This is a genomic window from Marinoscillum sp. 108, assembly GCF_902506655.1.
Taxonomy (GTDB): domain Bacteria; phylum Bacteroidota; class Bacteroidia; order Cytophagales; family Cyclobacteriaceae; genus Marinoscillum; species Marinoscillum luteum.
The window spans coordinates 98,732-125,155 of sequence record NZ_LR734815.1 but is presented as its reverse complement, the minus strand read 5'-3'; the positions used below and the strand labels follow the sequence as shown (position 1 = coordinate 125,155).

Sequence of the window (26,424 nt, the reverse complement as noted above, 5' to 3'; positions counted from 1 at the left end):
AAGTGCCCGTATTTTCAGGAAGATACGGGCATTTCTTTTGAGGTGGGCAGGAGCTGAACGGCTTGTTGGATGTGTCGCTGCTCATGAGCGAGTATGATTCTGAATGCATCTTCCAGCGAATAGAAAATCAACCCACTGGCAGGAGAAGTGATGATGGTTTTTTGGTGATCAGCCACGTCAGTTTTTAGGGCGAAATCCATCAACACGGAGTGGTGATCTTTGAATTCCTTTAATTTATCCAGTGTGAATTGCTTCTTTACTGGTTGAAACTTACGCACGGTTTTGATTTTCCGGGTATTATCCGGATGTACAGATTTCAGTATGGACTGGCCGAAAAATGCCGACAAGTATTTGAATCTTGCTGCGAGCGGATTGGAATGTTTCTGGGTTATGATTTTCTCAAACCTTCCGAAATAAAGGGTATTGGTGACGATGAGGTGATCCAGTAGTTCTCCAATGCTCCATTTAGTAGGGGTAGGTTTGTGGTTCAGAACTTCTTCATTAAGCCCACTAAAGTGCTGGTCTATTTTTCCAGGTATGTGCACGGCCTCTTCCATCCAGGCCTTCAGGTACTTGTTTTTCATTAGTATAGCAACGCTGCTTTTTACTCATTGTTTTGACAGAGTCTCAGTTTCCGGTTTTACAGAAGTGAATTTTTTCTTTTGGTTGTATAATTTTGGCACATCTTAAACCTTAAAACTTTGTAATAGCATGAATAGAATTGGTTCAATTTGGTTGATGTTGGTTTTGGGAGTAATGATGGCCTGCCAGAACGAAACACCTGTGATTTTGGAAACATCCTTGATTCCATCCACGGCGGAGGTGAGTGCCTATGGCGATGTGGAGGGACTGAGCAAAGCCACTCAGCGCAGTGATCAACGAATCGTAACGGAGGGGGACGTACTCAATGGACTTAAGCATGGCTCGTGGATTACCTATGACAAAGAAGGGGCGATTACTTTACTGGAAACCTTCAATGAGGGTAAAAAACAAGGAGTGACTTTGAAGTTTGACAAGCAGGGATATGTGGAGACTAAGAGCTATTACCATAGCGATCAGCTGGACGGTGAGTATGTGGTCTACAAGCGCAAAAAAGTCATAGAAACCAGAAATTATAACAATGGGGTGTTGAATGGCCCGTTGACGAAATACTATGACAATGGTACGCTGATGCAGGAGGCGCCCTATGTTGATGGAAAACTTCACGGTTTGGCAAAGTGGTATGACCAGGAAGGAAACCTGTCGATAGCCTACCGATATGAGGATGGTGAACTGGTGGATAAAAACCCTGAACTCGAAGCAGAGTGAGTTGAGCTCAATTCTTCTGATCTATTTTTTTCTCGAGCTGGGTGATTTTTCTCTCAATACTAGACAGGTAATCGAGCATTTGCTCGTGCTCCTGATGTACGAAATCCTTCACCCGCTCTTCTTCTTCTTTCATTTCAGCACGGTTGATCTCATTCATGGTGTTGACCACAATCGCTATGAATACATTGAGTGTGGTATAGGTAGCCAGCAGGATAAAAGGAATAAAAAACAGGTAGGAATAGGATACCTCCTGCATCATAGGCCTGGCAATCCCCGAAGACCAGCTTTCCAGCGTCATCACCTGAAACAGGGTGAAAAAGGTCTTGCCCATATCGCCAAAGTACTCAGGAAACTGATCCTGATACAAATCGGTACCAATCACCGCAAAAATGTAGAAAATCATAAATAGCAGCACCCCGATCCATCCAATGCTTGGAATAGATTTGAGCAAAGACTCTATGATCAAGCGAAGCTTGGGTACATTTTTGATGAGGCGGGCGGTTCGTAGCACGCGGAGGGTACGCAGGATGTGCAGGGGGCCTGCAGCTGGGATCAGCGCAATGGCCACAATGAGGAAGTCAAAAATGTTCCAGGTGTTGGCGAAAAACTTCTGACGATAGGCCACGATTTTCACAGAGATTTCGAGCGTGAAGATGACCAGAATGTATTTGTCTATTTCTGTAAGCCAAAGCCCGGCTGACTCCCGAATAGTGGCAGAGGTTTCCAGTCCTATGGTGATGGCATTGATAATAATAAGGGCTATGATGGAATATTGAAACGCTTTAGATTCAATGAAGGCCCTGAGGTCGTCCATGTTTTTGACTCGATCCCAGATGAGCATAAGCGGATTTTTGGTCTGGTTATTCATGATCTGATAAAATGCAATATTAACCAATTTGCCCTATAATAAGCTGCAAATCAATATTTTCAAAAAGGTTGATTTATCAGGAAATAATTCGCTCGAGAATATTCCCCACAAAGTAAGAAAGAGTGGCTGCGGCACCTCCAAGGAGGAGTGACTCTGGCTCAGGAGAATAATATGCTCAAAGTGGAACAGACCGACTACATAACAGGAATCAAAGAGGCTTGAGAGAACTTTATTTTATTATCAATTGAGATTGATTATTTATATCATTGTGACTTAAGCAATATTTTCAGCTTAGATGCAGCTTGCATGAGTAACTTTTTAAAGTAAATGACCATAAGGCGGAAAATTCATAATATTAATTCACTTGATGACACCCATCAATGGTTCAAAAGCTGCTACGATCAGAACTTTACAAGTCTTTATCAATATGCTAAGAGCATAACTCATGATGTGCAATCTGCCGAAGATATTGTTTCTGAAGTATTTATGAATCTTTGGAGTAATAGAGATAGTCTCACTTCAATTAGGGATATCAATTCTTATCTCTTCATTACGGTAAAGAATTCAGCAATAAGGTTCGTTACACGAAATCCCAATAGTTTTTTTGGCAGTAATTTGGAAGAAACTATCAAAGAGATTGATAGACACGACCCTGAACAGGTAATGCTGGAGCAAGAACTGGTTGGCGCTATAAATGATGCTATAAATGCTTTGCCGGATAAATGCCAGATTGTTTATAAGCTGATCCGGCAGGAGGGAAAATCTGTGAAAGAAGTGGCAACAGAAATGGGTATATCGGAAGGAACGGTAAAAAACCACATGACGAAGGCTGTTTCCCGAATAAGAGAAGAAGTTACAGATTATCTTGAGGCTTCGGGTGGCACTAAGTCTAATTATGGTAGTTTCTCTGTTCTGCTGTTTCTTGGTACTATGGGGCTGCTCGGATAATTATGAAATTGTTATTTTAAGCGGTTTTTTAGTGGGATTTTATGCAGGCGTATGCTCATATCAGTGAAATAATTACAAATTTTTAGATTTGAATGTGACTTGAGACATGCTTTTGACTCTTTATAGTACATAGAGTTAAAGCATCTTATGGACCAGATCATTCTTAAGTATTTGAATAATGAAATGAACATTGACGATCAGCACAGATTGTCAAAGTGGTTGGATGAGGATCCGAAGAATCGTCAGATTTTAACTAAGATTGAGTTATACTGGAAATCATCAGACCCTTCAGCTCAGAGTGCAAAAAATCGAATTTGGCTTCAACTACTTGATGAAATCGATTTGTCTGCAGGTTATCATGGTCAAAAGGAATCGAAGAAGTTTCATGTTACATGGTATCATATGGCAGCTGCAGTTGCGCTTCTTATTACCTCAAGTTGGCTAGTTTATAATTTCTGGTCAGGCAGCAATCTTAGTAATTCGGATATTATTCGTGTGGTTGAAAAGGTGGCCCCTGTAGGAAAGAAGTTAGAGTTACAATTGGCTGATGGTAGCACCGTCAAATTAAATTCAGGATCGAAGATTAGTTACCCGGAAGTGTTCGAAGGCAACAGTAGGCAGGTGGTTTTGACCGGTGAGGCCTTTTTCGATGTAGTCAGGAATGAATCCACGCCATTTATCATAACCACCGACAATATCAATATTGAGGTATTAGGGACTTCATTCTCTATTCAGGCATACGAAGATGAGTCTTTTTCTGAGGTATTTGTACGGTCCGGGAAAGTCAGGGTGAGTGATCCTTCGGGCAGAAGCTTTGTCGATATCCTCCCAGCTGAGAGAGCGACTTATGACAAGAGAGAAAATATACTTAGTCGGTCAAGTATTGAGAATAGTGCTGCAGCTTTCGGTTGGATGGATGGGAGGTTGGTTTTTGAAGATGAAGAACTCGCCGTGGTGTTTAGAAGGCTTTCAAGGTGGTACGGTGTTTCAGTTTCCTACGACAAAATTGCACTGAAAGAAAAGAAAATAACTATCAATTGTAAAGATTGCTCAATCCAGGAACTGATGGAAAGTCTTTCTTATAACTACGAATTTGACTATAAGATAAATGGGGATTTAATAACGATATTTTAATCAAATAAATACAAAAGCCGAGTATGGTTTTGGGGAAAACTACTCGGCTTTTTTGAACTACAAGTCTTGGATTTAACCAACAACTTATGAATACAAAAGTACACTTATTTATTTCTTTTATGTCCAAACTGGCCATATGCACGATGATTTTTTGCTATTCGCTCACGATGGCATTTGCCGGTGAGTCGCTCGCGCAAAGAAAAAGACTCGTGGAGACCCATGTGGATGTCAGGCAAAACCATGAAGAGCTGCTGGGTCTCATAAAGGAGCTTGAAGACGTCACTGACTTTTCATTTATGTATACCCGTTCTGATTTAAAGGGTAAAAAGATAAGTATTCCAAAAGGAGAATGGAATATGGAAAGATTGATGAAGGACGTGTCAAGCCAGTCAAAAGTTTCTATCCGCAGAGTAAATGAAATAATTTCCATAAAACTGGTATTAGACAATACCCAAAATCCGCAGCTGTACGAGGAATTAATATCACAGATCACAGTAAGTGGCCGCGTGATTGACGACTCGGGCGAAACGCTCCCAGGTGCCACAGTGCAAGTCAAAGGGACATCTGTTGGCACTATTACAGATGTGAATGGTTTATATTCTATAGTGGCAGAGGAACAGGATGTGCTGGTATTTTCATTTGTTGGTTTTAAGACAATGGAAGTGCCCGTAGATAGCCGTACTGAGATCAATGTAGAGTTGAGTATGGATATTGAGGCGCTTGATGAAGTGGTGGTTGTGGGCTATGGCACGTCTAAAAAGGAGGAGCTTACTAGTTCCATAGTTCAAATCAAAAGTGAGGATTTCAGAGCAGGAGTGACAAATAATCCTGTTGAGTTGCTAAAAGGGAAAGTGCCGGGTCTTTCCATCATAAACCAAGCAGGAAGTGATCCAAACAGCACTCCGCAGGTAAATCTTAGAGGCGTGGGTACCATTAGCGCTAACAATGAACCGCTTGTAATTATAGACGGTGTATACGGTACTATGCCTGACTTGTACATTCTAAACCCTAATGACATTGAGTCCTTTAACGTACTGAAGGATGCCGCATCAGCCGCTATCTATGGAACCCGAGGTAGTAATGGAGTAATCATAGTGGAGACTAAGTTTGGTGAACGAGAGAAGAGTCAGATCATTTATACCAGTTCCTATTTTATAGAGAAGCCAAGAAGAAACCCCGAAATGTTGAATGCTCAGGAATACCTCGATGTGATGAGAACCTTGGGTTTTAGCAAAGAGTCTATTGATAAGGGTTTTGATACCAACTGGACGGATGAGTTGATCACATCAAAATTGAGTTCCTATCATTCTTTAGCAATATCAAAAGGAACAAAAACATCCCAGATGCGCTTCTCTTTGGGCTATCGAGATAGCAAGGGGCTAATATTGAATAGTAGCAATAAGACGGCCAATTTTAGATTAAACTTCAAACAACAAATATACAAGTGGCTGGAGGCGGAAGGAACCATTGGTGGAAACCGCTCCGATCAGGCTTTTGCCAATTACAATGCTTTGGATGAGGCGTTGAAATATGACCCAACCGCTCCAGTGTATAATGAAGATGGCACTTTCTATCAGTTGCCAGGTGTGGGCGCTTCAAATCCGGTTGCACTGCTGAAACAGATTGAAAACGGAGCCATAAGTAACAGGGTAAATCTGAACGTAAACCTCACAGGTCATATTACTGATAACCTATCAGTTTCGGTCAAAGGGTCTTCTTTTCTAAGAAACTATGAACGCTCACTTTTTGAAGACATAGACTCAAGAAATAGCGTGTTGTCAGGTATTCCGGGTAGAGCCGAAAAAGAGAATAATTCATCGGTTGAGAATATTTTCGAAGCAACATCAAACTTCAATCAACAGTTTGGTAAACACAACATCAAACTACTGGCTGGATATAGCTTGATCAACAATGTTACGCACGGTAGCAATATGTTCAATCGAGGTTTCCTTACCAACAAGCTCAAATACAATGATATCGGAGCTGGGAGCTTTCTGCAGGATGGCCGAGCTGATTTTGGAAGTTTCAAACAGAGCTATAGACTCATTGCCTTTTTTGGGCGGTTCAACTATTCCTGGTCGACTAAGTATCTTTTTAATGCTAGTTTGAGACAAGAGGGAGCGAGTGTTTTTGGTGAGAACAATAAGTGGGGTTTATTTCCCGCCGTTTCTGGTGGTTGGAGAATTTCGCAAGAAGACTTCATGTCTGACCTTCCCTTCATTTCATCCCTAAAATTGAGGGCCGGATATGGAGTGACAGGAAGAAGTCAGGGAATTGCACCTTATCAGTCTCTTGCCAGAATAGGTGAAAGCGGAAGAGCACTTTACAATGGGCAGTGGATCTTCACTTATGGCCCCATTAATAACCCCAATCCGGATTTGAGATGGGAACGAAGCAAGGAGTTGAATATAGGATTGGATTTTGGTGTTTTATCTGAACGAGTGACTGGTTCGGTAGATTTTTATACCAGAATCACAGATGATTTGCTTGGTTCCTTTAACACACAAACACCCCCAAGTTTAGAGCCAGTGCTATTCACAAATGTCGGATCAATTAAGAATCAGGGGATTGAATTCATAGGGACTTTCAAGGCCATAGATGGCAATGAATTTAAGTGGGACATTACACCCACTTTCTCTATCAATACGAATGAAGTCATTTCACTGGCCAATGATCAGTTTCAAGCAGATACGATTTATTATGGTGATTATGGAAATGTAGCAACGTCTCTGTATATGATGGCTGAAGGCACAGCTGTTGGTACATTCTACGGCTTTAAGTTTAAAGAGATCGGCTCTGATGGAAAATGGGTATTCAAGGATCAAAACAATGATGGAAGAATTGATGAAAACATTGATTACCAAGTAATAGGGAATGGGCTCCCGAAGTATTTTTTCAGCTTGAACAACCAGTTTAGCTGGAGGCAATTTGATTTATCCATATACATGGTAGGAGCTGCAGGTTATCATGTTTTTAATGAGAAACGGTTATGGTATGAGAATACGGCAAATTCACCATCCAATTACTTCAAATCAATGTTGGATGAGCCCCAGTCTTCACTCGATGATCGCCTAAGATTTTCTGATTACTATCTGGAAAAGGGTAATTATCTAAGACTCGATAACATTACCCTCGGTTATAACCTGAAAAATGTGTCTGTGTTCAAACAGGCGCGGATTTACACCACGGTTACAAATGTGGCATTATTGACTAACTACTCTGGAATTGATCCGGAGGTGGGTAGTGGAACCAACGGAGGGCTGAGTTTCGGGTGGGATACACGTAGTTTCTACCCAAGATCTGCCACTTATTTACTAGGCCTCAACATTACATTTTGATCATGAAAAATTTACTGAAAATATTTTTGCTAGGGATTAGTCTATCCAGTTGTGTAGACTTGGATGAAGAAGTTTATAGTGAAGTTACAGCGAGTAATTTCTATCAGAATGAAGAAGAAGTGGTGTCGGCAGTGATGAGGCCATATGCTCATCTAAGACAAGTCTTCCTCAATTTTTCCACCAATGGATGCGGGGTATTTCTCTTACAAGAATTGTCAACGGATGAGGCTGCCTGGCCTACCAAGGGTAGAGATGGCTTTGATAACGGAAACTGGATTCGATTGCATCGCCATGAGTGGACTGTGGAGGATGGTTCTTTCGCTATTTCCTGGAACGACATGTATAAAGGAATAGCTTTATGCAATAATCTGCTTTTTGACTTTAAGGATATTGATGCGGTTAACTCTACGGACAAACTACAATATCAAGCTGAACTACGAGGACTTAGAGCCCTATATTACTATTATTTGCTCGACCTGTTTGGCAATGTTCCGCTAGTAACCGCGATTAACCAATTTAGCCCGTCCAACAATACAAGGGTAGAAGTATTCAATTTTATCGAAGAAGAAATCCTGGACATCAGGACCAACCTTCCTAAGAAAGGTGATATAGGATGGTACGGACGATTTACTCAAGAAGCTGCCAATGGTCTTCTATCAAGGCTATATCTGAACGCTGAAGTGTATACAGGTGAGGCCAGATGGACTGATTGTATAGAAGTTAGTCGCTTGGTATTGGGATCTTCGTTCTCGCTGGAGGCACAGTGGGATGCTCCTTTCAAAACCGATAATTATGCCTCCGACGAAAATGTTTTTGCTATTCCAGCCGATGAGCTTTTTGGAAATGATTTACAGCAAATGTTTCAATTCACTACCCACTGGCAGCAGCGAGAACCACAGTTTGGATATCAGGGAAATGGTGGGTACAACGGTATGGTCAGCGTCCGTGAGTTTATAGAAACTTATGACACCCTAAATGATGCCAGATGCTTTTTTGACTCCAGAGTTTTTATTCCCGGAAACGAGAATGATCCGACTTTGCTGAGAGGCCAGTTTATGTGGGGGCCACAGTACGGAAGAGATGGTAATCCTATTCTGGGAACTAATGACAAGAATGGACAGCACTTGGTTTTTGAGTTGGATGTACCAAACATGGAAGATGGCAATGAAGCTTCAGGTGCCAGAAACATTAAGTATCAGGTAGAATATGGTGCGGTAGGGTTCTCCAATGATATAGTGCTTTTCAGGTTAGCGGAGATATATTTCAATATAGCCGAAGCCTCTCTCAGGAATGGGGGTATCGTTCCTCAAGATGTGCTTGATGCAATCAATGTAATACGAAACAGAGCAAATGTTCCAACTTATCAAAACCTAACATTAGATGAATTGTATGATGAAAAAGGACGAGAAATGGCCTATGAGGGCTTACGCCGTACGGACATGATCAGATACAAAAAGTATACTGGAAATTGGTGGGATAAGGAGGTGAGTGACGGATTCAGAACCTTATTTCCTATTCCGCAGTCCAGTAGAAACGTAAACCCAAACCTGGATCAGAATCCAGGATACCCGGATTAACCAGATGACCAAACGAAAAGCATATTTATTGAATATTAATTAAATCTAAACTTGAACTACAATGATTGATTTTAACAACAAAACCAAAATTTACGGGATTAGGGCCCTGGTGCTGTCCCTAGGTGTACTTGTGATTTTTACCCTGAATTCATGCGGAGATGACGGGGAGGACAAAGGTCCGAATACTGATTTAACAGCATTAACAGCAGAAATATCAACCGTAGAGACTTTGCTTTCTTCATCCGTTGAGGGGAACGGTGTTGGAGAGTACTATAAGAATTCTAAGGAACCACTGGAAACGGCCTTGGCAGACGCTCAAACCGTGAGCAACAACGAGGCTGCAACTCAGGAAGAAATAGATGCCGCGTTGACCTCACTCGAAGATGCCAGATTTGCATTTGCAGCTCGAGAGATTGAAGATGCAGCATTGCAGTTTTCGGCCAATGGTTCCGAAAATGCTATTGCCGTGGAGCAAAGTAGCAATTCCGCGAGTATTTTCAATAGAGGCGAATTCACATTCGAAACCTGGGTCTACTACACGGATAAGCCGGGATTCTTTGGGCAAATGGCTTCTACCGAGTTTTATGCTGACGGTGTTTGGGGGTGGAATGTAAGAGTTGGAGATGGAGACGCGCTTGACTTTGCAATTGGGGATGCAGATGGAGAGAGTAGACTTCAACCGGATGTTACGGCTGTTCCCGGGGCTATTGTTCCTAGAAATGAGTGGGTTCATATAGCATGCACCTTTGATGGTACGACTATGAAATCTTACATCAATGGGAATGAAATAGGGTCACTAGATGCATCTGATAGAGACAGAATGGGTGAAGTAGCTGCTCAAGAAGGAGCTCAGCCTCTTACATTGGGTAATAGTGCGGGTTTTAAACAACCTGAGAGAAGGTTGGTCGGTAAAATGTTTGATGTGCGCTATTGGGGAGTGGCAAGGTCTGCAGCCGAAATCAAAGAAGACATGGATTTTATTATCGACGGGGATGAAACTGGCCTGATTGGCTACTGGCCTTTTGCCAAGCCTGCTACAACTGATTTGATCACCGACTGGGCTTCAGATACGGAAGGGGAGAACAATTTGTCCTTAGTAGATGGAGCTATCGTAAGCACTCGATAGTTTAATAAAACTTCACATTTCTTCATACATGTATAACGCCGCACATCATTGTGCGGCCTTGTACACTATTGCCCAAATTTTTAAAGACTGGTTCAGACCTGCGCGGAAATGTGCAGAAAAATTCTTCAAGAACCATTTGAAAATCTACTAATGAAAAATAGGATGATACTCTTAAAATTTATTTTAATACTGCTTCCCCTTATGGGTTGCAAAGAAGAATCTAACCTGGATCCTGATGAAAACGAACCTAAACAACCGGTGCCTCCTTCCTGGATATCTCGGGCTGATTCCTCATTCAATTCTCTGAACCTAATTTATTGGAACGCGGAAAAAGGTGTTTATAATACGGATAATAAAAAGAACCTGAATACTCAGCACTACTGGTGGCAGGCCAATGCGCTGGACGCCGTGGTGGATGCTGCCGTCAGGGCCAAGAGCCCATCAACAATTAATCAGATGAACGAAATGATTTCTGGTATAAAAAACAATATCAGTTCACTTCGAAACAATGATTTTTTTGACGATCGCGAATGGATGGCTCTGTCCATTTTAAGAGCTTATGAGCTTACAGAAAATGAAGAATACCTCAACGATGTTAAGGGACTTTGGGAAGACATCAAACTTGGATGGAATGATAATCACGGTGGAGGAATCGCATGGAATGAAAACCAACTGGATTATAAAAATGCCCCTTCGAATGGTCCAGCAGCAATTTTGGCCTTTAGGCTTCATAAAATTACCGGATCAGTAGCTGACCTTGATTTCGGAAAACAAATTCTGGCTTGGCAAGAATCAAAGCTCGTTGATCCTGTTACCGGAATTGTATGGGATGGCATTGGTCGTCAGGGAGGAACTGAGATAGACGGAGACAACAGTACTGAAGATTTTTGGCGTTTCACCTATAACCAAGGAACATATGCCGGCGCTCTTGCTGAGCTCTATACCATCACAAAGGATCGCCAATTGTTGGTTAAAGCATTAAAGACGTTCTCCGCTACAGAATCACTTTTATCAAGCTCTGCAGGCATCATCCGCCCGGAGGGCGATGGAGATGGGGGGTTGTTCAAAGGGATTATGATGCGCTATTTTGGTGTGCTGGCTCTTTCTGAAGGGTTAAGTGATGGAGAGCGAAGGAATGTAATTGATTACTTGGTTGATAATGGGGAAAGTGCCTGGGATAAGGCAAAAAACCCTGCTTATCCGTTTTTGTTCAATCATGATTGGAGGGTCAGCCCACCTATAAATGGTCAGGGGCAAGTTTCATCTTCTGTGGACCTCACAGTGGCTCTGAGCGGTGTGTTCTTAATGGAGACACTTGCAGTTCTTGAAAACAAAGGACTTCTCAAAACTTTATAACTCAACAATAACATTTGATAAAATGAATAGAAGAAAGTTTATTCAAACCAATACCCTTTCTCTGATTGGGGTAGGCACGTTATTGTCTGGAATGAGTTTCCCAGTGCCTTTAGGGGATAAGAGTTACACCTCTAACCGCCCTCCAAAGTCAAAACGAAACTTTGTCAGCAAAGCTGTTGAAGAAACTATAGGCGCAGTGAAAAAGGGTATTGACAACCCAAAACTGGCTTGGATGTTTGAAAACTGTTTTCCCAATACACTGGATACCACCGTTCAGTACGAAGAGCAAGGTGGGTTGCCAGATACATTTGTTATTACAGGAGATATACCAGCTATGTGGTTAAGGGATAGTACGGCCCAGGTATGGCCGTACTTACCTTTGATAAACAAAGACGACAAGCTTCGGAAGCTAATTGCGGGTGTTGTACGGCGGCAAACCAAATGTGTACTGATAGATCCGTATGCCAACGCATTCAACAAGGAAGCTACCGGAGGGCATTGGCAGAGTGATGATACAGAAATGAAGCTGGAGCTGCATGAGCGAAAGTGGGAGGTGGATTCTTTGTGTTACACCATTAGACTGGCCTACCATTATTGGAAGACCTCAGGAGATACCTCTGTCTTTACTTCAGAGTGGCAAGAGGCCATGAAACTGGTACTTAAAACATTTAAGGAGCAACAACGAAAAGGAGGGGATGGTCCTTACAAATTCATGCGCGAAACGCCCATACAAACCGACACCATGCCAGGTAGAGGTTTTGGAAACCCGGTAGTCCCCGTTGGCTTGATTGCATCGGCTTTCAGACCGTCTGATGATGCTACTACATATCTTTTTCTGGTACCATCCAATTTCTTTGCCGTGGTAAGTTTGCGACAGGTGGCTGAGATCGCTACCGAAGTATTAGGTGATGGATCACTTGCCAGGGAGTGTATAGCCTTAGCCGATGAGGTAGAGGCGGCACTCAAGGAATATGCTATTGTAGAACATTTGGGTTATGGAAATATTTATCCTTTCGAGGTAGATGGATTTGGAAACAAGCTATTTATGGATGATGCCAATGTGCCCAGCCTTTTAGCACTTCCATATTTAGGGTGTGTATCTGAGAACGATCCCATCTATCAGAACACCAGAGATTTTGTCTGGAGCAAGGACAATCCATTCTTCTTCGAGGGAAAGGCTGCATCAGGTATTGGAGGTCCCCATGTGGGTATGGATATGGTTTGGCCTATGTCCATTATTATGAAAGCCCTGACTAGCGAAAACGATGCGGAAATAGCGGCTTGTATCAAAACCCTGATGGATACAGATGCAGAGACCGGGTTTATGCATGAATCCTTCCATAAAGATGATCCAAAGAAGTTTTCGAGAGAATGGTTTGCCTGGGCAAATACCCTGTTTGGTGAATTAATTCTCAAAACATTCAATGAAAGGCCTGAAGTGCTAAAGAGCATTTAATTTTTTTAAAACCAAACCCCTAATCCATGAAAACCAAACTAATTTTCACAATAGTAAGCTTGCTGAGCATGCTCAATTTAAGGAGCCAAAGCTATGAACAGTTGGCTGATTCGGCGCAGCAGGCTCTTGTTGACGATTACTCTTATACTGTTACGGGGGGCTACTTTTTTGATCAGAGTACGAGCCCGTCCAATACGTATTTTCATTATTGGTGGAATGGTTATGCATTAGAAGTCCTGGTAGATAGGTATGAAAGAGCTACTTCCGGGACACAACGAGACACTGCTGTAGAGCTCATGAAAGATTTGGTGAATGGTATGGAAACTGCCAATGAAACCTTCAACAACAACTATGGGCACTACAATAATTTTTATGATGATATGGAATGGTTAGCCATTTCCAGTTTTAGGGCGTTTGAAGCCATCAAAGGTACTCATCCGTCAGATTCTTCCTTATTTCTTGATGTTTCCACCACATTATTGGAGGATATCAAGACTGGGGAAAATGATATAATGGGAGGAGGTATTGCCTGGCGCAAATCACAAAGAGATTACAAGAACAATGCTGCCAATTCTCCCACTGTAATAGTGGCAGCCCGAAGGTATCAGTATTTGGGTGATGCTGAAGATATTGCGTTGGCTCGAAGACTCTATAGTTGGGTTAAAAGTAATCTGGTAGCAAGTTCGGGTCGCGTATATGATGGAGTGAACAGAGACCCCAAAAACGCACCCGGTGAAATTGATCTCTGGGAGTTCACTTATGGGCATGGGACATTTATAGGTGCTGCACTGGAAATGTACAGAGCTACCGACAGCACTCATTATTTGGATGATGCTATTCTTACCGCAGATTATGCCGTAGGGGAATCAAATAATCTGTTGAATGATGGGATTTATAAGAGCGAAGGAGCAAGTGGAGACGCTCCTTTGTTTAAGGGAGTTTTGATAAGGTATTTAACTGAGCTTGCCATGGAAACATCCGTTTCGTCTATCAAGAGAGATACTTATAAGGCAATGGTTGCTGACAATGCCAGCGCTCTTGTGAGTGGAGGGTTAAATCCGGTGAACTATCATACAGGGCCATATTGGGGTGAATCTACCTGTGATGCGGTGCTTTCCGCTCAGCTGGCGGGAATTACACTCTTAGAAATGGCCGTGAAACTTGGGTTAATCTCACATGATGATGGGTTTTTGATCCCTGGTGGAATTAATGCTGAAAATTATACCAGTGCAACTGGAGTTAGTGTTGAGGAAAATGGAGATGCAGACCCTTATTGTGGTATGAATATTACCAGTTTTGATGCTCCAGATGACATCAGCTACAAAGTTAGGGTAACCTCCACCGACACCTATTTAGTTCGGGTGAGAGCGGCGAGTGTCAATAGTGGACGTCAGCTCACTATCTCATCAAATGGAAATGCTCTGGCAACAATAGATATTGATAATACGGGTGATGCTCAGACCTATTCAACGGTGACTGGCATGATCAACCTAACTGCAGGCGTGGATACGCTTTTAACATTGTCAGCACCAAATGGTAGTTTCAATCTCAATTGGATTCGCTTTGAAAATCCATTGGTGTTAACCTCAGAAAAGATAGAAGCTGAGAATTTTGTGGAGATGTCGGGAGTGGGAACATCAGGAACCTCTGACTTTGGTGGTGGGGAAACGGTTGATGCGGTAGGATCAGGTGATTGGATGGAATATTACGTGGATGTGAAAAAATCAAGACAATACAATTTTTTGGTTCGCGCATCACGTCAGCCAGTAGGAAGTGATACGCTCCAATTGAAAAGTGGTGCTACCCTGATACAGGAAATTGCCATCCCCTCCACAGGAGGTTGGGAAAACTGGGCCACCCAAAGTACTACAGCTACTTTAACCGCAGGAGCTCAAATACTCAGGTTGGAGTCGAAACATGGAAACGCCAATATCAATTGGTTCAAACTGGATAGTATAAAAAGTGTGGTCAGCGGCCAAATTGAAGCGGAAGATTACCAATCTATGAGTGGAGTAGTTACTGAAACTACAACAGATACAGGTGGTGGGCAAAATGTAGGCGGCATTGATGCTGGGGAATGGATGGACTATGAGCTAAGCGTTGAATCAGATGGGTGGTATAAGCTAGATGCGAGGATCGCTAGTATTTATACAGGGAGATCATTTCAATTGAAAAAGTCAGCTGATGTGCTGACCACAGTGAATATTCCGAATACTGGAGGATGGCAAAATTTTCAAACGGAGACCGCCTATGTACAACTGACCGCAGGGGTTCAAACTTTGAGAATTCATGCAGTTGATGGCGGGTTCAATATCAACTGGTTTGAACTGACCTTCATTCCCAAATTTGTCAGAACAATTCAGGCAGAGGATTTCATATCCGCTCATGCTGGTGTAGGCACAGAAACGAACTGTGATATAGGTAGTGGACTCAGCCTGGCTGGAATTGACGCAAACGAATGGGCAGAATACTTGGTTTATGCCGATTCTACAACGGATTATATGTTTGTCGCGAGAGTGTCCAGTGAGTTGTCCGGAAAGTCTTTAACAGTCGAGGTTGATGGTACGCCAGTGGAAACGATAGATGTTCCGAACACCGGGAATTGGCAATTCTATGAATCGGTTTCGACCATCTTGAATATTAGTGAAGGAGGTCATACAATTAGAATTTCTAGCAGCACAGGGGGATTCAATTTGAATTGGCTGAAATTTTTCAGAGCCTTCAGCCTCACCGATGCTCGACTTGAAGCAGAAAATGCCCATACAGAGCATAGCGAACAAAGTGGTACAGGCTGCCCAACTTTCAATGGTTCCAGTCCTTATCAAACGGAGATCTATGGTGAGGAATCAGAAGATAACCTCGGTACCAGGCAGCTATCGATGCAGACAGGCAGTTGGCTGGATTATTACGTATATGTACCCACCACTGCCACCTATTTGTTCTCGGCCAGGGTTTCCAGAGACAATGCACTTTCAGGCCAGGGCGTTTTACAACTGGTTGAAGATGGCAGTACACTTGTTACACTTACTATTGACGGCACAGGCACTTGGAGTGATTTTGTGACCCTATACGATCAAATATCCCTTTCTCAAGGGCCCCATCTTCTCAGGGTTAATGCTCAAACTGGAATTTTCAATTTGAATTGGATTCGTTTCGATAAAGCTGTTGTGGTTGGCGATTATGTGAAGATTGAGGCTGAAAACTCCAATAGCGAAGCGGGAGTGTTCGTGGATCAGAGAAGCGACAATGGAATAGTGTATACGAGTAATGATATAGGTGTCGGAGATCACATGGATTATTTTCTTGACATTGATAACGCGGGGCAATACCTATTTAAAGCCAGGGTGTCAAATAGTCACATTAGCAATGATGCCGAAATGATGATAAAAGATGCCAATTCTTCTACGCTTTACGATTCCATTTCAATTTCCAGTAATACTGGATGGCACGATCTTGATGCAGTGATTGATTTTCCTTCTGCAGGTAATACTGTGCTTCAATTGCTAGGCAATGAGGGCGAGTTTCATATGAATTGGTTTGAACTACTCTATGATATCACTGATGGGGGTGGCACCATTTCTGATGAGCATGACGACTCTCCTAGTGGGGAAGAGATTGATAAAGTCATTGATAATTCATCACTAACTAAATACCTGACAACTCATGCCGAAGGGTATATTGAGTATCAAACATCCGAAGGTCACCGGGTGACTACCTATTCCATAACATCCGCTAACGATGCTGAAGATAGGGATCCCAAAGACTGGAAACTGCAAGGGCACAATGGCACGAGCTGGGTAGACCTGGACACGCAAACAAATCAGGATTTTTCTGATCGCTATCAAAGAAGGTTTTTCTACATTGATAATGACAACAGCTACAAGCGTTATCGCTTGGATATTACTGCCAATAATGGGTCTTCACTGCTCCAGCTCGCAGAATGGCAGTTATTTGGAGTTGAAGAGAGTTGTGTAAGTTGTCGGGAAAGCCTTGAAGATCAAAAGGTCCACGTTGAGAAATTGTCGCCAGCAGAGGTTCAGATTTATCCAAATCCGATCAGTGCTGGGGATCAACTCATAGTTCATACATACAAGGATGATGGTATCAGAGAAATTGAATTGATTGACCTGAGTGGTCAGCAAATACAACGGTCATCCTATCATGAACTACCAAATGAAGTTGAAGTGAGTATTGGTCGCTCTGTTAAAGGAATTTACCTATTGAAGGTCAGTACAACCAATGGAACTTTTGTCACCAGAGTTATCATCCGATAACCTCTTTTGGAAGCAGACACCATTTGAAATATATGATTCAGTGGAAAACTGCTTCTAAATGCTATGTTGAGTGACAAGGATAAAATCGAGGCGAACTCGTTGAAGTCAGGTATTATATTTTGAGATTTCACACCGGACAAGGCGTAATCACTTTTAAACGAATCAAGTAGTCTGAGAGCACATATGACTAATCTATTTGTAGGAAATAGTTATGTCCTTGGTATGGATATCGGGGGCTCACATGTAACCGCCGGATTGGTGGATTTGGACAATGGGTTAATTGTTCAGGATTCTCTCCGAAGAGTGGAATTGGATTCACAGGGATCAACTGAAGAGATACTGAATGTTTGGCGAGGTATAGTCGAGTCTTGTTATAGTGATATGTCCAAACATATCGGATTGGCTATGCCTGGTCCATGTGATTATGAGCGAGGCATTTGCCACATAGATGGCTTGTCGAAATACTCCAATTTGTATGGATTAAATGTCTGTGAGACGCTAGCTCATGCTTTGAGTATCCCAGAGGAGAACATTCAGATGACCAACGATGCTGCTTGTTTTCTTCAAGGCGAATTGGACATGGGAGTTGGTCGGAAATATCAACATCCAATTGGTATAACGCTTGGAACTGGATGCGGGACCGCAAAAATCAGGCATGGAGTGGGTGTAGATGGGGAGCTATGGCAATACCCATTCAATGATGGAATAGTTGAAGATTTTATTTCCACGAAATGGTTTAAGCGAAGATACTCGGAGCTGACCGGCCAGGAGATTTCTGGAGTAAAGGAACTCACAGAAATGAGCAATAGTGAACCGTCAATAAGATCAGTATTTAAGGAGTTCGGTTTTAACCTCGCAAAATTGATTGGCTTGTTTGTGTCCGAAGAAAACCCTGACGCGATCATCCTGGGAGGGAATATGTTAAAAGCGCAACATATTTTCTTGCCTAAGGTGCAAGCGGAACTCACCAAAACCGGAATAAAGGAGCCAATCCACCTATCTACCCTTGGAGAAAGTGCAGCAATTCTAGGAGCTGCCTCGGCATATGTCAAAAAGAAAATGAATCTGAAAAGTAAAATAGCATGAGTAGAAAGCTGATTATGGCCTCTCTAACCGCTTCTTTAGCGGGTTTTTTATTTGGATTTGACACGGTGGTTATCTCTGGAGCTAACCTCCCTCTCAAAGAGTTGTGGAATACCTCAGAGTGGTTTCATGGCACTTTTATCATGTCTATGGCGCTGTGGGGCACTGTGGTGGGGGCTATGCTGGCAGGTATTCCTACCGATAGACTTGGCAGAAAGACCACATTGATCTGGGTTGGTGTTCTGTATTTTGTGTCAGCTCTCGGCAGTGGTTTAGCGTCCGATCCATATTGGTTCTCATTTTTTCGCTTCATTGGAGGATTAGGAGTGGGGGTGTCTTCAATTGCCGTTCCTACTTATATCTCGGAGATATCTTCAGCCAGTAACAGGGGTCGTTTGGGTATTCTTTATCAGTTCAATCTCGTATTTGGAATCCTAATAGCATTCATCTCTAACTACCTTCTTCAGGGTGTAGGAGGAGATAACGATTGGCGCTGGATGTTGGGAATAGAGGCATTACCCGCATTCATCTACACATTAATGGTGCTGGGTGTGCCCAAAAGCCCAAGATGGTTGATTACTCATCGGAACGATTATGTTGGTGCCGAAAAGGTGCTCAAGGAGTTGTCTTCGTCTGAGGCAGAAGCTTCTGCTATGCTAAAGGCCATAGAAGAGGATCACCGTAAAACAAAAGATGATAAATCTTCAGTATTCTCAGCAAAGTACAAACGTTCGTTAATACTGGCTTTTCTGATTGCTTTTTTCAACCAGCTGTCTGGGATCAACTTTATTCTTTACTATGCTCCGGAGATTCTGCAGAAGGCAGGATTTGGCTCATCCGATTCACTGTTAAGTTCGATCTCAATCGGTATCGTGAATTTGGCTTTCACTTTTGTGGGGATGGTGTTGATCGACAAAGCAGGAAGAAAGCAACTGATGTATATTGGCTCTATCGGCTATATCACTAGCCTGTTCATGGTGGCTTATGGGTTTTATGTCGAGTCCAGTGCCATATTCAAGCTCATATTCATTTTGACTTTCATCGCCTCCCATGCCATTGGCCAGGGATCTGTGATCTGGATATTTATATCTGAAATATTTCCTAATAGGGTGCGAGCCTACGGTCAGGCTTGGGGCAGTGGCACACACTGGGTATTTGCAGCTTTGATCACACTTTTTGGGGCAGTATTGATCAATACATTTGCGCCGTGGGTGGCATTTGTGTTTTTCGGATGCTTTATGGTCCTACAGTTGCTCTACACCCATTTTATGATGCCCGAAACAAAAGGAAAAAGTCTGGAAGATTTAGAAGATTTGTTATCAAAATAAAAGGTGAAGAGGGTGAATGTTTTCTGAATCAATATTTTCAAAAAGACAGATTTATCAGGAAATAATTCGCTCGAGAATATTCCCCACGAAGTACGAAAGAGTGGCTGCGGCACCTCCAAGCAGGAGTGTTTCCATAATGCTTTGGAGCTTCGGAGTATTGGTGACGATGCTTTTCAGATAGCCTATACCTAAAAAACAAACGCCTGTGAGCAGGCTGGAAATCAGAAACAGATCGGCTGATATGGGCTGAATGTAATCACCTACATAAATGATCAGTGGGATGAATCCCAGACTGATAAAAGAGATAAAGGTCACAAAGCCCATAGCCAGAGGGGATTTGGTTTCTTCGGCCATTTCCAGTTCTTCTTTCATCATCACATCTACCCACCGGTCCTTGTCGGCGGTGATGGTAGCCACCACTTGATCCAGCAGGTCTCCTTCAAACCCCTTCGCAGCGTAGATTTCCCTGATTTCTTCTCTTTCTTTTTCGGGCATGTGATCCACCTCCCAATATTCTATCTGCTTGTGTTTATGATAGTTTTGCTGCTCTGATTTGGTAGATAGGTAACTACCCACAGACATGGCAAATCCATCGGCAATGAGGTTGGCAAACCCAAGAATGATCACTACGGCACTGTCCAGACCAGCTCCAGCTGAGCCGGCCACCACCGCAAAGGTGGTCACGCTACCATCTATGGCGCCGTAAACAAATTCGCCCAGGTAGTCTTGAAATTTGGAGAGAAAGTGCTTTTCACCATGAATATGAGCCTCCTTATGATGCTTTGCAGCTTCTTTATTCATGAGGTGTGGTTGTGTTGAAAAATTGTTTTGAATAAAAAAACCTAGTTGGTTTCTTCCTGGGCTTCTTTGTCGAAGTAGAGTGCTTCTGTACAGCCGGTTTCGTCATTCTTACCGCTGATGTTCATGGTGCTTACTGTCAGGGCAAGTTTGAAACTTGTGCATTCGGGACCATCTTCTGTTTCCACACACATCGTCAGCTTGGACTCACCCACTGAATAGGTTCCCACTTCCGACATCAGGATGCCATCTTCAATGAACTCTTTGATATAGTTCATACCAGTGGAGTCGCTGGAGAAGATATACTTGGTGCAGTTGTCATCAGTGCATTCATACGACTGGAGTCCATTGAGTTCAGCGTCATCACAGTTAGACTGAGACGTGGCATTGAGCAGCCATGTGCCCACTATGTTGGTCTTATTTTCTTTTTGAATATCTTCCTTTTCACATCCCAGAACAAAACATAGTAGGAGTAACAAAATGATCAGGTTTGACTGTATAGCTTTCATTGCGATTCTTTTGAGTAAAGTTATCCACTTTTGATCACACCTGAAAAGGAGATTTGATGGGGCATCGAAACGCTTCAGTTAAGTTCGTTTAAAGCACTGAAAGCACTGTGATAAGGGTACAGTTGCCTGCTGGAGATTATGTTAGGTGGGTAGCATGATTGAGGATAGAAATTACCCCACGTGTCGTGTTGCTCGGATAAAGATAAAAAGCTATATTACTGATCATCAGTATATAGCTTTTATCGTGATTCTGTATGTGAAAATAGAGTAGCGAGGGGGGGAATCGAACCCCCGACCTCCGGGTTATGAATCCGACGCTCTAACCATCTGAGCTACCTCGCCGTTGGAAAAGGAGTGCAAATGTAAAAAGTTTTCTTTTTTATCATAGCATATTGCTGATTTCAATTTTTTTTTTACCTTATCCAAAAATTAATCATCCATGCCGAAAGAAAAATTTGTTGGCGAGTACCCGATTAACGCATCCAAAAAAATGCTCTATCCTTACTTCAGCACGGCTTCTGGTCTGGCGCAGTGGTTTGCAGATGATGTGAATATTGATGAGGATAAAATCTATACTTTTTTGTGGGATGGAGATGAAAACAAAGCGAAGATGGTCTCCAGCAGAACCAACTCTCATGTACGCTTTGAATTTATAGAAGAGGATGGGGATGAAGATGACCCCACTTATGTTGAATTCAAACTCGATATGAATGAGCTGACACAGGAAGTGTTCATTCGGGTGACAGACTACAGCGATATAGATCAGGAAGAAGTGAATGATCTATATGAGAGCCTCATCAATGACCTCAAGGAAATTGTTGGAGGGTAACTATCTATCCAGACCATGCGTATGCCCTTTGAGTTTTCTTAAGCATATTTGCGGGGTTTTATGCGCAGGCTAGATACATTAATCATTAAATCATTTGTAGGTCCTTTTATCCTCACTACTGTGGTGGCCACATTCGTGCTGCTCATCCAGTACATGATGAAGTACTTCGATGATTTTGTTGGTAAAGACCTGGGTGCAGAGGTCTTTGCAGAGCTGCTTTTCTACTTTAGCCTGAATATGCTTCAGGTGGCCCTTCCATTGGGAGTACTGGTGTCTTCGCTCATGACCTTCGGAAACCTTGGCGAAAATTTTGAACTCACAGCGATCAAGAGTGCCGGGATTTCACTGGTGAGAGCCCTTCGGCCGATTTTCTTTTTCGTCATTGTACTCACCTTCGCCGCATTCGAGTTCAATAACTACATAGTGCCTGCTGCTAACCTCAAGGCCTACAGCCTACTCTACGACATCAAGCACAAGAAGCCTGCTTTGGACATCAAAGAAGGTGTTTTTTACAACGGCATACCCGATTACAGCATCAAGGCACAGGAGAAGTTTCCGGATAACAAGACCATGAAGAATGTGCTCATCTATGATCACACCAGTGGGATCGGAAACAATCGGGTAATTCTGGCAGATTCCAGCAAGATGTTCATGATTTACAATGATAAATACCTGAAGTTGGAGCTTTATAATGGAAATTATTATAGCGAGGAGCCTAAGGCCCGGGAACCTGTCGATCAGTTTTACCGCACCAATTTCGCACGTATGGACATGGTGTTCAACTTGTCTTCATTTGATCTGAAACGAACCAAGGAAGAGCTTTTTCAGAACAACCGGCAAATGAAGAACATTGCCGAACTCACAGAAGATATGGATTCGCTGGCCTACTCTATCTATGAGGCCAAGCATGGTTTTTTTGCTAATGCCAAGGGTTTTTTCTCTTACCACCTGGATTCATTAGAGATTAACATGGAAAAGGTAGCCAAAAAGAGTAAGGCTCAGCAGGTCATGGAAGAGTCGGTAAGGAGCCCGATGGAAGATGATAAAGCCGATGATGAATCTGTTGTGGAGTCACCAGAAGCTGAGCCGGATAGTATGAAAGCAGCTATGCTAGCCTATGTGGAGAGGAATCATCCAAAAGAGATGACCGAGGATTCCTTGCCCAAGCCTAAGGTTAAGCGACCGATGATCAAAGAGGGTATGGGCGCTAAGCCTGTCAAGACACTGGAGAAGCCGGATGGCGGATTGATTGCAGCCAATACCGGCATCCAGAGGAAGCAGCCTCGTCCGGATGGTTCTGGCTCCATTACCCAAAAGGAGCAAGTCCTGCTGGATACCCTTGGTTGGGACTATCTGAATGCTAAGGTGGAGGGTAAGAGTGCGGATGTATTGCAAACAGCCAGAAATCAGGCTCAGAATGTGAAGATCAACCTGTCCTCTGTGGCATCCCGGGTGGACAACCTGAGTCGTGACTACAGAAAATTTGTAATAGAAAAATACAAGAAATACAGTCAGGCATTTGCCTGTGTGGTGATGTTTTTGATAGGAGCGCCATTGGGATCTATTATTAAGAAAGGGGGGCTTGGTGTACCGGTCATTGTGTCCATTATCTTTTTCCTGATTTATTACATCATAGGCATTATCTGTGAAAAATCTGCCAAAGAAGGGGTGATGGACCCGGTTTTGGCGGTTTGGGTGGCGGATTTGGCTCTCCTGCCGGTAGGTTTGTTCTTTTTACGACAAGCCAGAGTAGATGCCAAGCTTTTTGATACAGATTTTTATCTGGTATGGTTTGACCAATTAAAACAGCGGCTCAAGAAAAGTTAAGCAGTAATTATTGCTTTTCAGCCTAAAGCCCCCTAGATTTGCGCTTTGATTTAAGGAGACAAACAAGAGAACAACAAATAATGTATTTAACGAAGGAAAAGAAGGAAGAATTCTTCACTAAACACGGAAAAGGTACAGAGGACACTGGTTCTTCTGAAGGTCAGATCGCACTTTTCACCTTCCGTATCAACCACCTCACCGAGCATCTAAAGCAAAACAAGCAAGACCACTCTACCCGATTGGGATTGATGAAACTAGTCGGTAAGAGAAGGAGATTGCTGGATTACCTTTACAAAAAGGATATCGAGCGATACAGAAGCATTATCGCGGAGTTGAAAATCCGAAAGTAATTATAAGACACTATTTAAGGGGGAATTCAACTCAGGATTCCCTTTTTTTATCTTCGGCGCCTGAAAGAAAACAGTAAAAAGATGGGGCTCCAGGATATCATTATTAACAACATTCAAATATGAAGCCTCAATACACGGTTAAAAAATTTGCGTTGGCAGATGGCAGAGAGATCTCCATCGAAACAGGCCGCCTGGCCAAACAAGCTGACGGTTCAGTAGTGGTGAGAATGGGTGATGCCATGATCCTCGCCACAGTAGTATCCAAAAAAGAAGCGGGAGAGGGCGTTGACTTCCTTCCGTTATCAGTTGATTATCAGGAAAAATTTGCAGCAGCAGGAAAGATCCCTGGGGGGTTTTTGAAGCGTGAAAGCAGACTCTCTGATTACGAGGTGTTGATTTGTCGTTTGGTGGACAGAGCGTTAAGACCTCTTTTCCCATCTACCTATCACGCAGACACTCAGGTAATGCTCTCATTGATCTCCGCAGATCCGGAGGTAATGCCGGATGCACTGGCAGCCTTGGCAGCCTCAGCCGCACTTGCGGTATCAGATATTCCATTCGATGGTCCTATCTCAGAAGCACGGGTGATTAAGCTCGGTGATGAATTTCTAGTGAATCCAACACCAGCACAGATGGCTGAAGCTTCTCTCGACCTCATTGTGGCGGGTTCTGCAGATAACATCATGATGGTGGAAGGCGAGTCTAAAGAGGTGAGCGAAGAGGATATGCTCGAAGGGATCAAGGTGGCACATGAAGCCATTAAGATTCAGTGTCAGGCACAAGTAGAGCTTGCAGCTGAAGTGGGAGCTACCGTGAAGCGTGAGTTTGATCATGAGCCTTCAGATGCTGAGTTGGAAGCCAAGATCAGAGCACATTGCTATGATGCTTGCTACGAAATCGCTAAGAAAGGTTCTGCCAACAAAACAGAAAGATCAGAAGGGTTTGATGCGATTAAAGAGTCGTTCCTGGCCACCTATACTGAAGAAGAAAGAGAAGAGCTTAACAGCTTTCTGGTAAAAAAATATTTCCACGACGTGCAGAAAGACGCAGTAAGAAACTGCGTACTAGATACTAAAAAGCGTCTGGATGGAAGAGATCTGGATCAGATCAGACCGATTTGGAGTGAAGTGGACTGTCTCCCTTCTGCGCACGGATCGGCTATCTTCACCAGAGGTGAAACACAATCATTGACCACCGTGACGCTCGGTTCCAAAATGGATGAGCAGATGATCGACGGTGCCATGATCTCTGGTTACAACAAATTTATTCTTCATTACAATTTCCCAGGTTTTTCTACGGGTGAAGTAAGACCCAACAGAGGACCGGGTAGAAGAGAAGTAGGTCACGGTAACCTTGCCATGAGGGCATTGAAACCGATGATTCCTACAGAAGACAATCCTTATACCATTCGTATTGTTTCAGACATTCTGGAGTCAAACGGATCATCGTCTATGGCTACCGTTTGTGCGGGAGCATTGGCCTTGATGGACGCCGGTATTAAGATCAAGAGCCCTGTTTCAGGTATCGCCATGGGAATGATCTCTGATAGCGCTACAGGAAGGTATGCAGTACTTTCTGATATTCTTGGAGACGAAGATCACCTTGGTGACATGGACTTCAAAGTGACCGGAACAGAAAAAGGAATCACAGCTTGTCAGATGGACATCAAGATTGACGGATTGTCATATGATGTGTTGAAAGAAGCACTTTCTCAGGCCAACAGAGGTCGTCTTCATATTCTGAACGAAATGAAGAAAACCATTTCTGAGCCTAGAGCCGAAATGAAAGAAAACGCACCGCGTCTGGTACAGTTGGTGATCGAGCGCGATATGATCGGTGCAGTGATCGGACCTGGCGGAAAGATTATTCAGGAAATCCAGAGAGAATCTGGTGCTACTGTAAATATTGAAGAAACTGACAAGGGAGGCCTTGTGAGTGTATTCGCTGCAGACAAAGGAGCCTTGGACAACGCTCTGTCACGCATCAAGGCCATCGTACAGGTGCCTGAAGTGGGAGAGATCTATGAAGGTAAAGTAAAAGCCATCATGCCATTTGGTGCTTTCGTTGAGGTATTGCCTGGCAAAGACGGCTTGCTACATATTTCAGAGATCAAGTGGGATCGGGTAGATAATGTAGAGGACGTTCTGGAAGTAGGTGAAGAGATCAAAGTGAAACTCATCGAGATCGACAAGAAAACCGGTAAATATCGGTTGTCAAGAAAAGTTTTACTACCTAAGCCGGAAAGAAAAGAGAAAGCTGATTAAATTTAGTGGTGATAATACTGGCTGCACATCTTGTGCAGCTTAATTAACACC

At 43.0% G+C, this 26,424-nt stretch carries 19 protein-coding genes and 1 tRNA gene; 15 read left to right on the top strand and 5 right to left on the bottom strand.

Going from position 1 to position 26,424, the window contains the following annotated elements; genetic code table 11:
* Nucleotides 1-14: 14 nt before the first annotated feature.
* On the bottom strand, nt 15-584 hold the full coding sequence (locus GV030_RS16950; RefSeq protein WP_159584507.1) for a DinB family protein: 570 nt from the start codon (nt 582-584) through the stop codon (nt 15-17).
* A 127-nt stretch (nt 585-711) separates the two neighbouring features.
* Here GV030_RS16950 and GV030_RS16945 point away from each other — a divergent pair, with 127 nt between their 5' ends.
* Nucleotides 712-1,308: a toxin-antitoxin system YwqK family antitoxin gene (locus GV030_RS16945; RefSeq protein ID WP_159584505.1), complete on the top strand. Its 597-nt coding sequence runs from the start codon at nt 712-714 to the stop codon at nt 1,306-1,308.
* Between the two features lie 7 nt (nt 1,309-1,315).
* Here GV030_RS16945 and GV030_RS16940 read toward each other — a convergent pair whose 3' ends face one another.
* Nucleotides 1,316-2,149, bottom strand: a complete 834-nt coding sequence (locus GV030_RS16940) for an ion transporter (protein ID WP_221413403.1) — start codon at nt 2,147-2,149, stop codon at nt 1,316-1,318.
* Nucleotides 2,150-2,503: 354 nt separating this feature from the next.
* On the opposite strand from GV030_RS16940, the gene GV030_RS16935 reads away from it, so the two are divergent.
* From GV030_RS16935 to GV030_RS16890, 10 genes are all read left to right on the top strand, one after another.
* On the top strand, nt 2,504-3,124 hold the full coding sequence (locus GV030_RS16935; RefSeq protein WP_159584503.1) for an RNA polymerase sigma-70 factor: 621 nt from the start codon (nt 2,504-2,506) through the stop codon (nt 3,122-3,124).
* A gap of 147 nt (nt 3,125-3,271) precedes the next feature.
* Nucleotides 3,272-4,258, top strand: coding sequence for a FecR family protein (locus GV030_RS16930; protein WP_159584501.1), 987 nt, complete (start codon nt 3,272-3,274; stop codon nt 4,256-4,258).
* A gap of 86 nt (nt 4,259-4,344) precedes the next feature.
* On the top strand, nt 4,345-7,596 hold the full coding sequence (locus GV030_RS16925; protein WP_159584499.1) for a TonB-dependent receptor: 3,252 nt from the start codon (nt 4,345-4,347) through the stop codon (nt 7,594-7,596).
* 2 nt (nt 7,597-7,598) lie between these two features.
* Nucleotides 7,599-9,173 carry a RagB/SusD family nutrient uptake outer membrane protein gene (locus tag GV030_RS16920; protein WP_159584497.1) on the top strand — a complete coding sequence of 525 codons (1,575 nt, stop codon included), beginning with the start codon at nt 7,599-7,601 and terminating at the stop codon, nt 9,171-9,173.
* 61 nt (nt 9,174-9,234) lie between these two features.
* Nucleotides 9,235-10,299: a LamG-like jellyroll fold domain-containing protein gene (locus GV030_RS16915; RefSeq protein ID WP_159584495.1), complete on the top strand. Its 1,065-nt coding sequence runs from the start codon at nt 9,235-9,237 to the stop codon at nt 10,297-10,299.
* Between the two features lie 108 nt (nt 10,300-10,407).
* Entirely contained in the window at nt 10,408-11,655 is a 1,248-nt protein-coding gene (locus GV030_RS16910) for a glycoside hydrolase family 76 protein (RefSeq protein ID WP_159584493.1), read from the top strand.
* Between the two features lie 22 nt (nt 11,656-11,677).
* Nucleotides 11,678-13,111, top strand: a complete 1,434-nt coding sequence (locus GV030_RS16905) for a glycoside hydrolase family 125 protein (RefSeq protein WP_159584491.1) — start codon at nt 11,678-11,680, stop codon at nt 13,109-13,111.
* A 26-nt stretch (nt 13,112-13,137) separates the two neighbouring features.
* Nucleotides 13,138-17,385, top strand: a complete 4,248-nt coding sequence (locus GV030_RS16900) for a carbohydrate-binding protein (RefSeq protein WP_159584489.1) — start codon at nt 13,138-13,140, stop codon at nt 17,383-17,385.
* 183 nt (nt 17,386-17,568) lie between these two features.
* The gene (locus GV030_RS16895; protein ID WP_159584487.1) at nt 17,569-18,471 is read left to right on the top strand and encodes an ROK family protein; all 903 of its coding nucleotides are present in this window, start codon (nt 17,569-17,571) and stop codon (nt 18,469-18,471) included.
* Entirely contained in the window at nt 18,468-19,796 is a 1,329-nt protein-coding gene (locus tag GV030_RS16890; RefSeq protein WP_159584485.1) for a sugar porter family MFS transporter, read from the top strand. The genes GV030_RS16895 and GV030_RS16890 overlap by 4 nt, the downstream gene beginning before the upstream one ends.
* Before the next feature lie 54 nt (nt 19,797-19,850).
* On the opposite strand, the gene GV030_RS16885 is transcribed toward GV030_RS16890, so the two are convergent.
* The 3 genes from GV030_RS16885 to GV030_RS16875 all read right to left on the bottom strand — a co-directional run bounded on the left by GV030_RS16885 (nt 19,851) and on the right by GV030_RS16875 (nt 21,445).
* The gene (locus tag GV030_RS16885) at nt 19,851-20,597 is read right to left on the bottom strand and encodes a VIT1/CCC1 transporter family protein (protein WP_159584483.1); all 747 of its coding nucleotides are present in this window, start codon (nt 20,595-20,597) and stop codon (nt 19,851-19,853) included.
* Between the two features lie 41 nt (nt 20,598-20,638).
* Nucleotides 20,639-21,103: a hypothetical protein gene (locus tag GV030_RS16880; protein WP_159584481.1), complete on the bottom strand. Its 465-nt coding sequence runs from the start codon at nt 21,101-21,103 to the stop codon at nt 20,639-20,641.
* Between the two features lie 268 nt (nt 21,104-21,371).
* A tRNA-Met gene (locus GV030_RS16875) sits at nt 21,372-21,445 on the bottom strand.
* Between the two features lie 97 nt (nt 21,446-21,542).
* On the opposite strand from GV030_RS16875, the gene GV030_RS16870 reads away from it, so the two are divergent.
* From GV030_RS16870 to pnp, 4 genes are all read left to right on the top strand, one after another.
* Nucleotides 21,543-21,932 (top strand): START-like domain-containing protein, encoded by a 390-nt coding sequence (locus tag GV030_RS16870; RefSeq protein WP_159584479.1) that lies wholly within the window; start codon nt 21,543-21,545, stop codon nt 21,930-21,932.
* Between the two features lie 60 nt (nt 21,933-21,992).
* A complete protein-coding gene (locus GV030_RS16865) occupies nt 21,993-23,759 on the top strand; it encodes an LptF/LptG family permease (RefSeq protein ID WP_159584477.1) in 1,767 nt (588 codons plus the stop codon).
* Between the two features lie 80 nt (nt 23,760-23,839).
* A complete protein-coding gene (gene rpsO / locus GV030_RS16860; protein ID WP_159584476.1) occupies nt 23,840-24,109 on the top strand; it encodes a 30S ribosomal protein S15 in 270 nt (89 codons plus the stop codon).
* Nucleotides 24,110-24,228: 119 nt separating this feature from the next.
* Nucleotides 24,229-26,373 carry a polyribonucleotide nucleotidyltransferase gene (gene pnp, locus GV030_RS16855; protein ID WP_159584475.1) on the top strand — a complete coding sequence of 715 codons (2,145 nt, stop codon included), beginning with the start codon at nt 24,229-24,231 and terminating at the stop codon, nt 26,371-26,373.
* Nucleotides 26,374-26,424 lie beyond the last annotated feature (51 nt).

Bases quoted from the DNA above. Each gene is read 5' to 3' on its own strand.
- GV030_RS16925 (WP_159584499.1), top strand. From the start codon at position 4,345: ATGAATACAAAAGTACACTTATTTATTTCTTTTATGTCCAAACTGGCC.
- GV030_RS16945 (WP_159584505.1), top strand. From the start codon at position 712: ATGAATAGAATTGGTTCAATTTGGTTGATGTTGGTTTTGGGAGTAATG.
- GV030_RS16950 (WP_159584507.1), bottom strand. From the start codon at position 584: ATGAAAAACAAGTACCTGAAGGCCTGGATGGAAGAGGCCGTGCACATA.
- GV030_RS16935 (WP_159584503.1), top strand. From the start codon at position 2,504: ATGACCATAAGGCGGAAAATTCATAATATTAATTCACTTGATGACACC.
- GV030_RS16915 (WP_159584495.1), top strand. From the start codon at position 9,235: ATGATTGATTTTAACAACAAAACCAAAATTTACGGGATTAGGGCCCTG.
- GV030_RS16910 (WP_159584493.1), top strand. From the start codon at position 10,408: ATGTGCAGAAAAATTCTTCAAGAACCATTTGAAAATCTACTAATGAAA.
- GV030_RS16940 (WP_221413403.1), bottom strand. From the start codon at position 2,149: ATGCTCATCTGGGATCGAGTCAAAAACATGGACGACCTCAGGGCCTTC.
- GV030_RS16890 (WP_159584485.1), top strand. From the start codon at position 18,468: ATGAGTAGAAAGCTGATTATGGCCTCTCTAACCGCTTCTTTAGCGGGT.
- GV030_RS16895 (WP_159584487.1), top strand. From the start codon at position 17,569: ATGACTAATCTATTTGTAGGAAATAGTTATGTCCTTGGTATGGATATC.
- pnp (WP_159584475.1), top strand. From the start codon at position 24,229: ATGAAGCCTCAATACACGGTTAAAAAATTTGCGTTGGCAGATGGCAGA.
- GV030_RS16870 (WP_159584479.1), top strand. From the start codon at position 21,543: ATGCCGAAAGAAAAATTTGTTGGCGAGTACCCGATTAACGCATCCAAA.
- GV030_RS16880 (WP_159584481.1), bottom strand. From the start codon at position 21,103: ATGAAAGCTATACAGTCAAACCTGATCATTTTGTTACTCCTACTATGT.
- GV030_RS16920 (WP_159584497.1), top strand. From the start codon at position 7,599: ATGAAAAATTTACTGAAAATATTTTTGCTAGGGATTAGTCTATCCAGT.
- GV030_RS16885 (WP_159584483.1), bottom strand. From the start codon at position 20,597: ATGAATAAAGAAGCTGCAAAGCATCATAAGGAGGCTCATATTCATGGT.
- rpsO (WP_159584476.1), top strand. From the start codon at position 23,840: ATGTATTTAACGAAGGAAAAGAAGGAAGAATTCTTCACTAAACACGGA.
- GV030_RS16900 (WP_159584489.1), top strand. From the start codon at position 13,138: ATGAAAACCAAACTAATTTTCACAATAGTAAGCTTGCTGAGCATGCTC.
- GV030_RS16905 (WP_159584491.1), top strand. From the start codon at position 11,678: ATGAATAGAAGAAAGTTTATTCAAACCAATACCCTTTCTCTGATTGGG.
- GV030_RS16865 (WP_159584477.1), top strand. From the start codon at position 21,993: ATGCGCAGGCTAGATACATTAATCATTAAATCATTTGTAGGTCCTTTT.
- GV030_RS16930 (WP_159584501.1), top strand. From the start codon at position 3,272: ATGGACCAGATCATTCTTAAGTATTTGAATAATGAAATGAACATTGAC.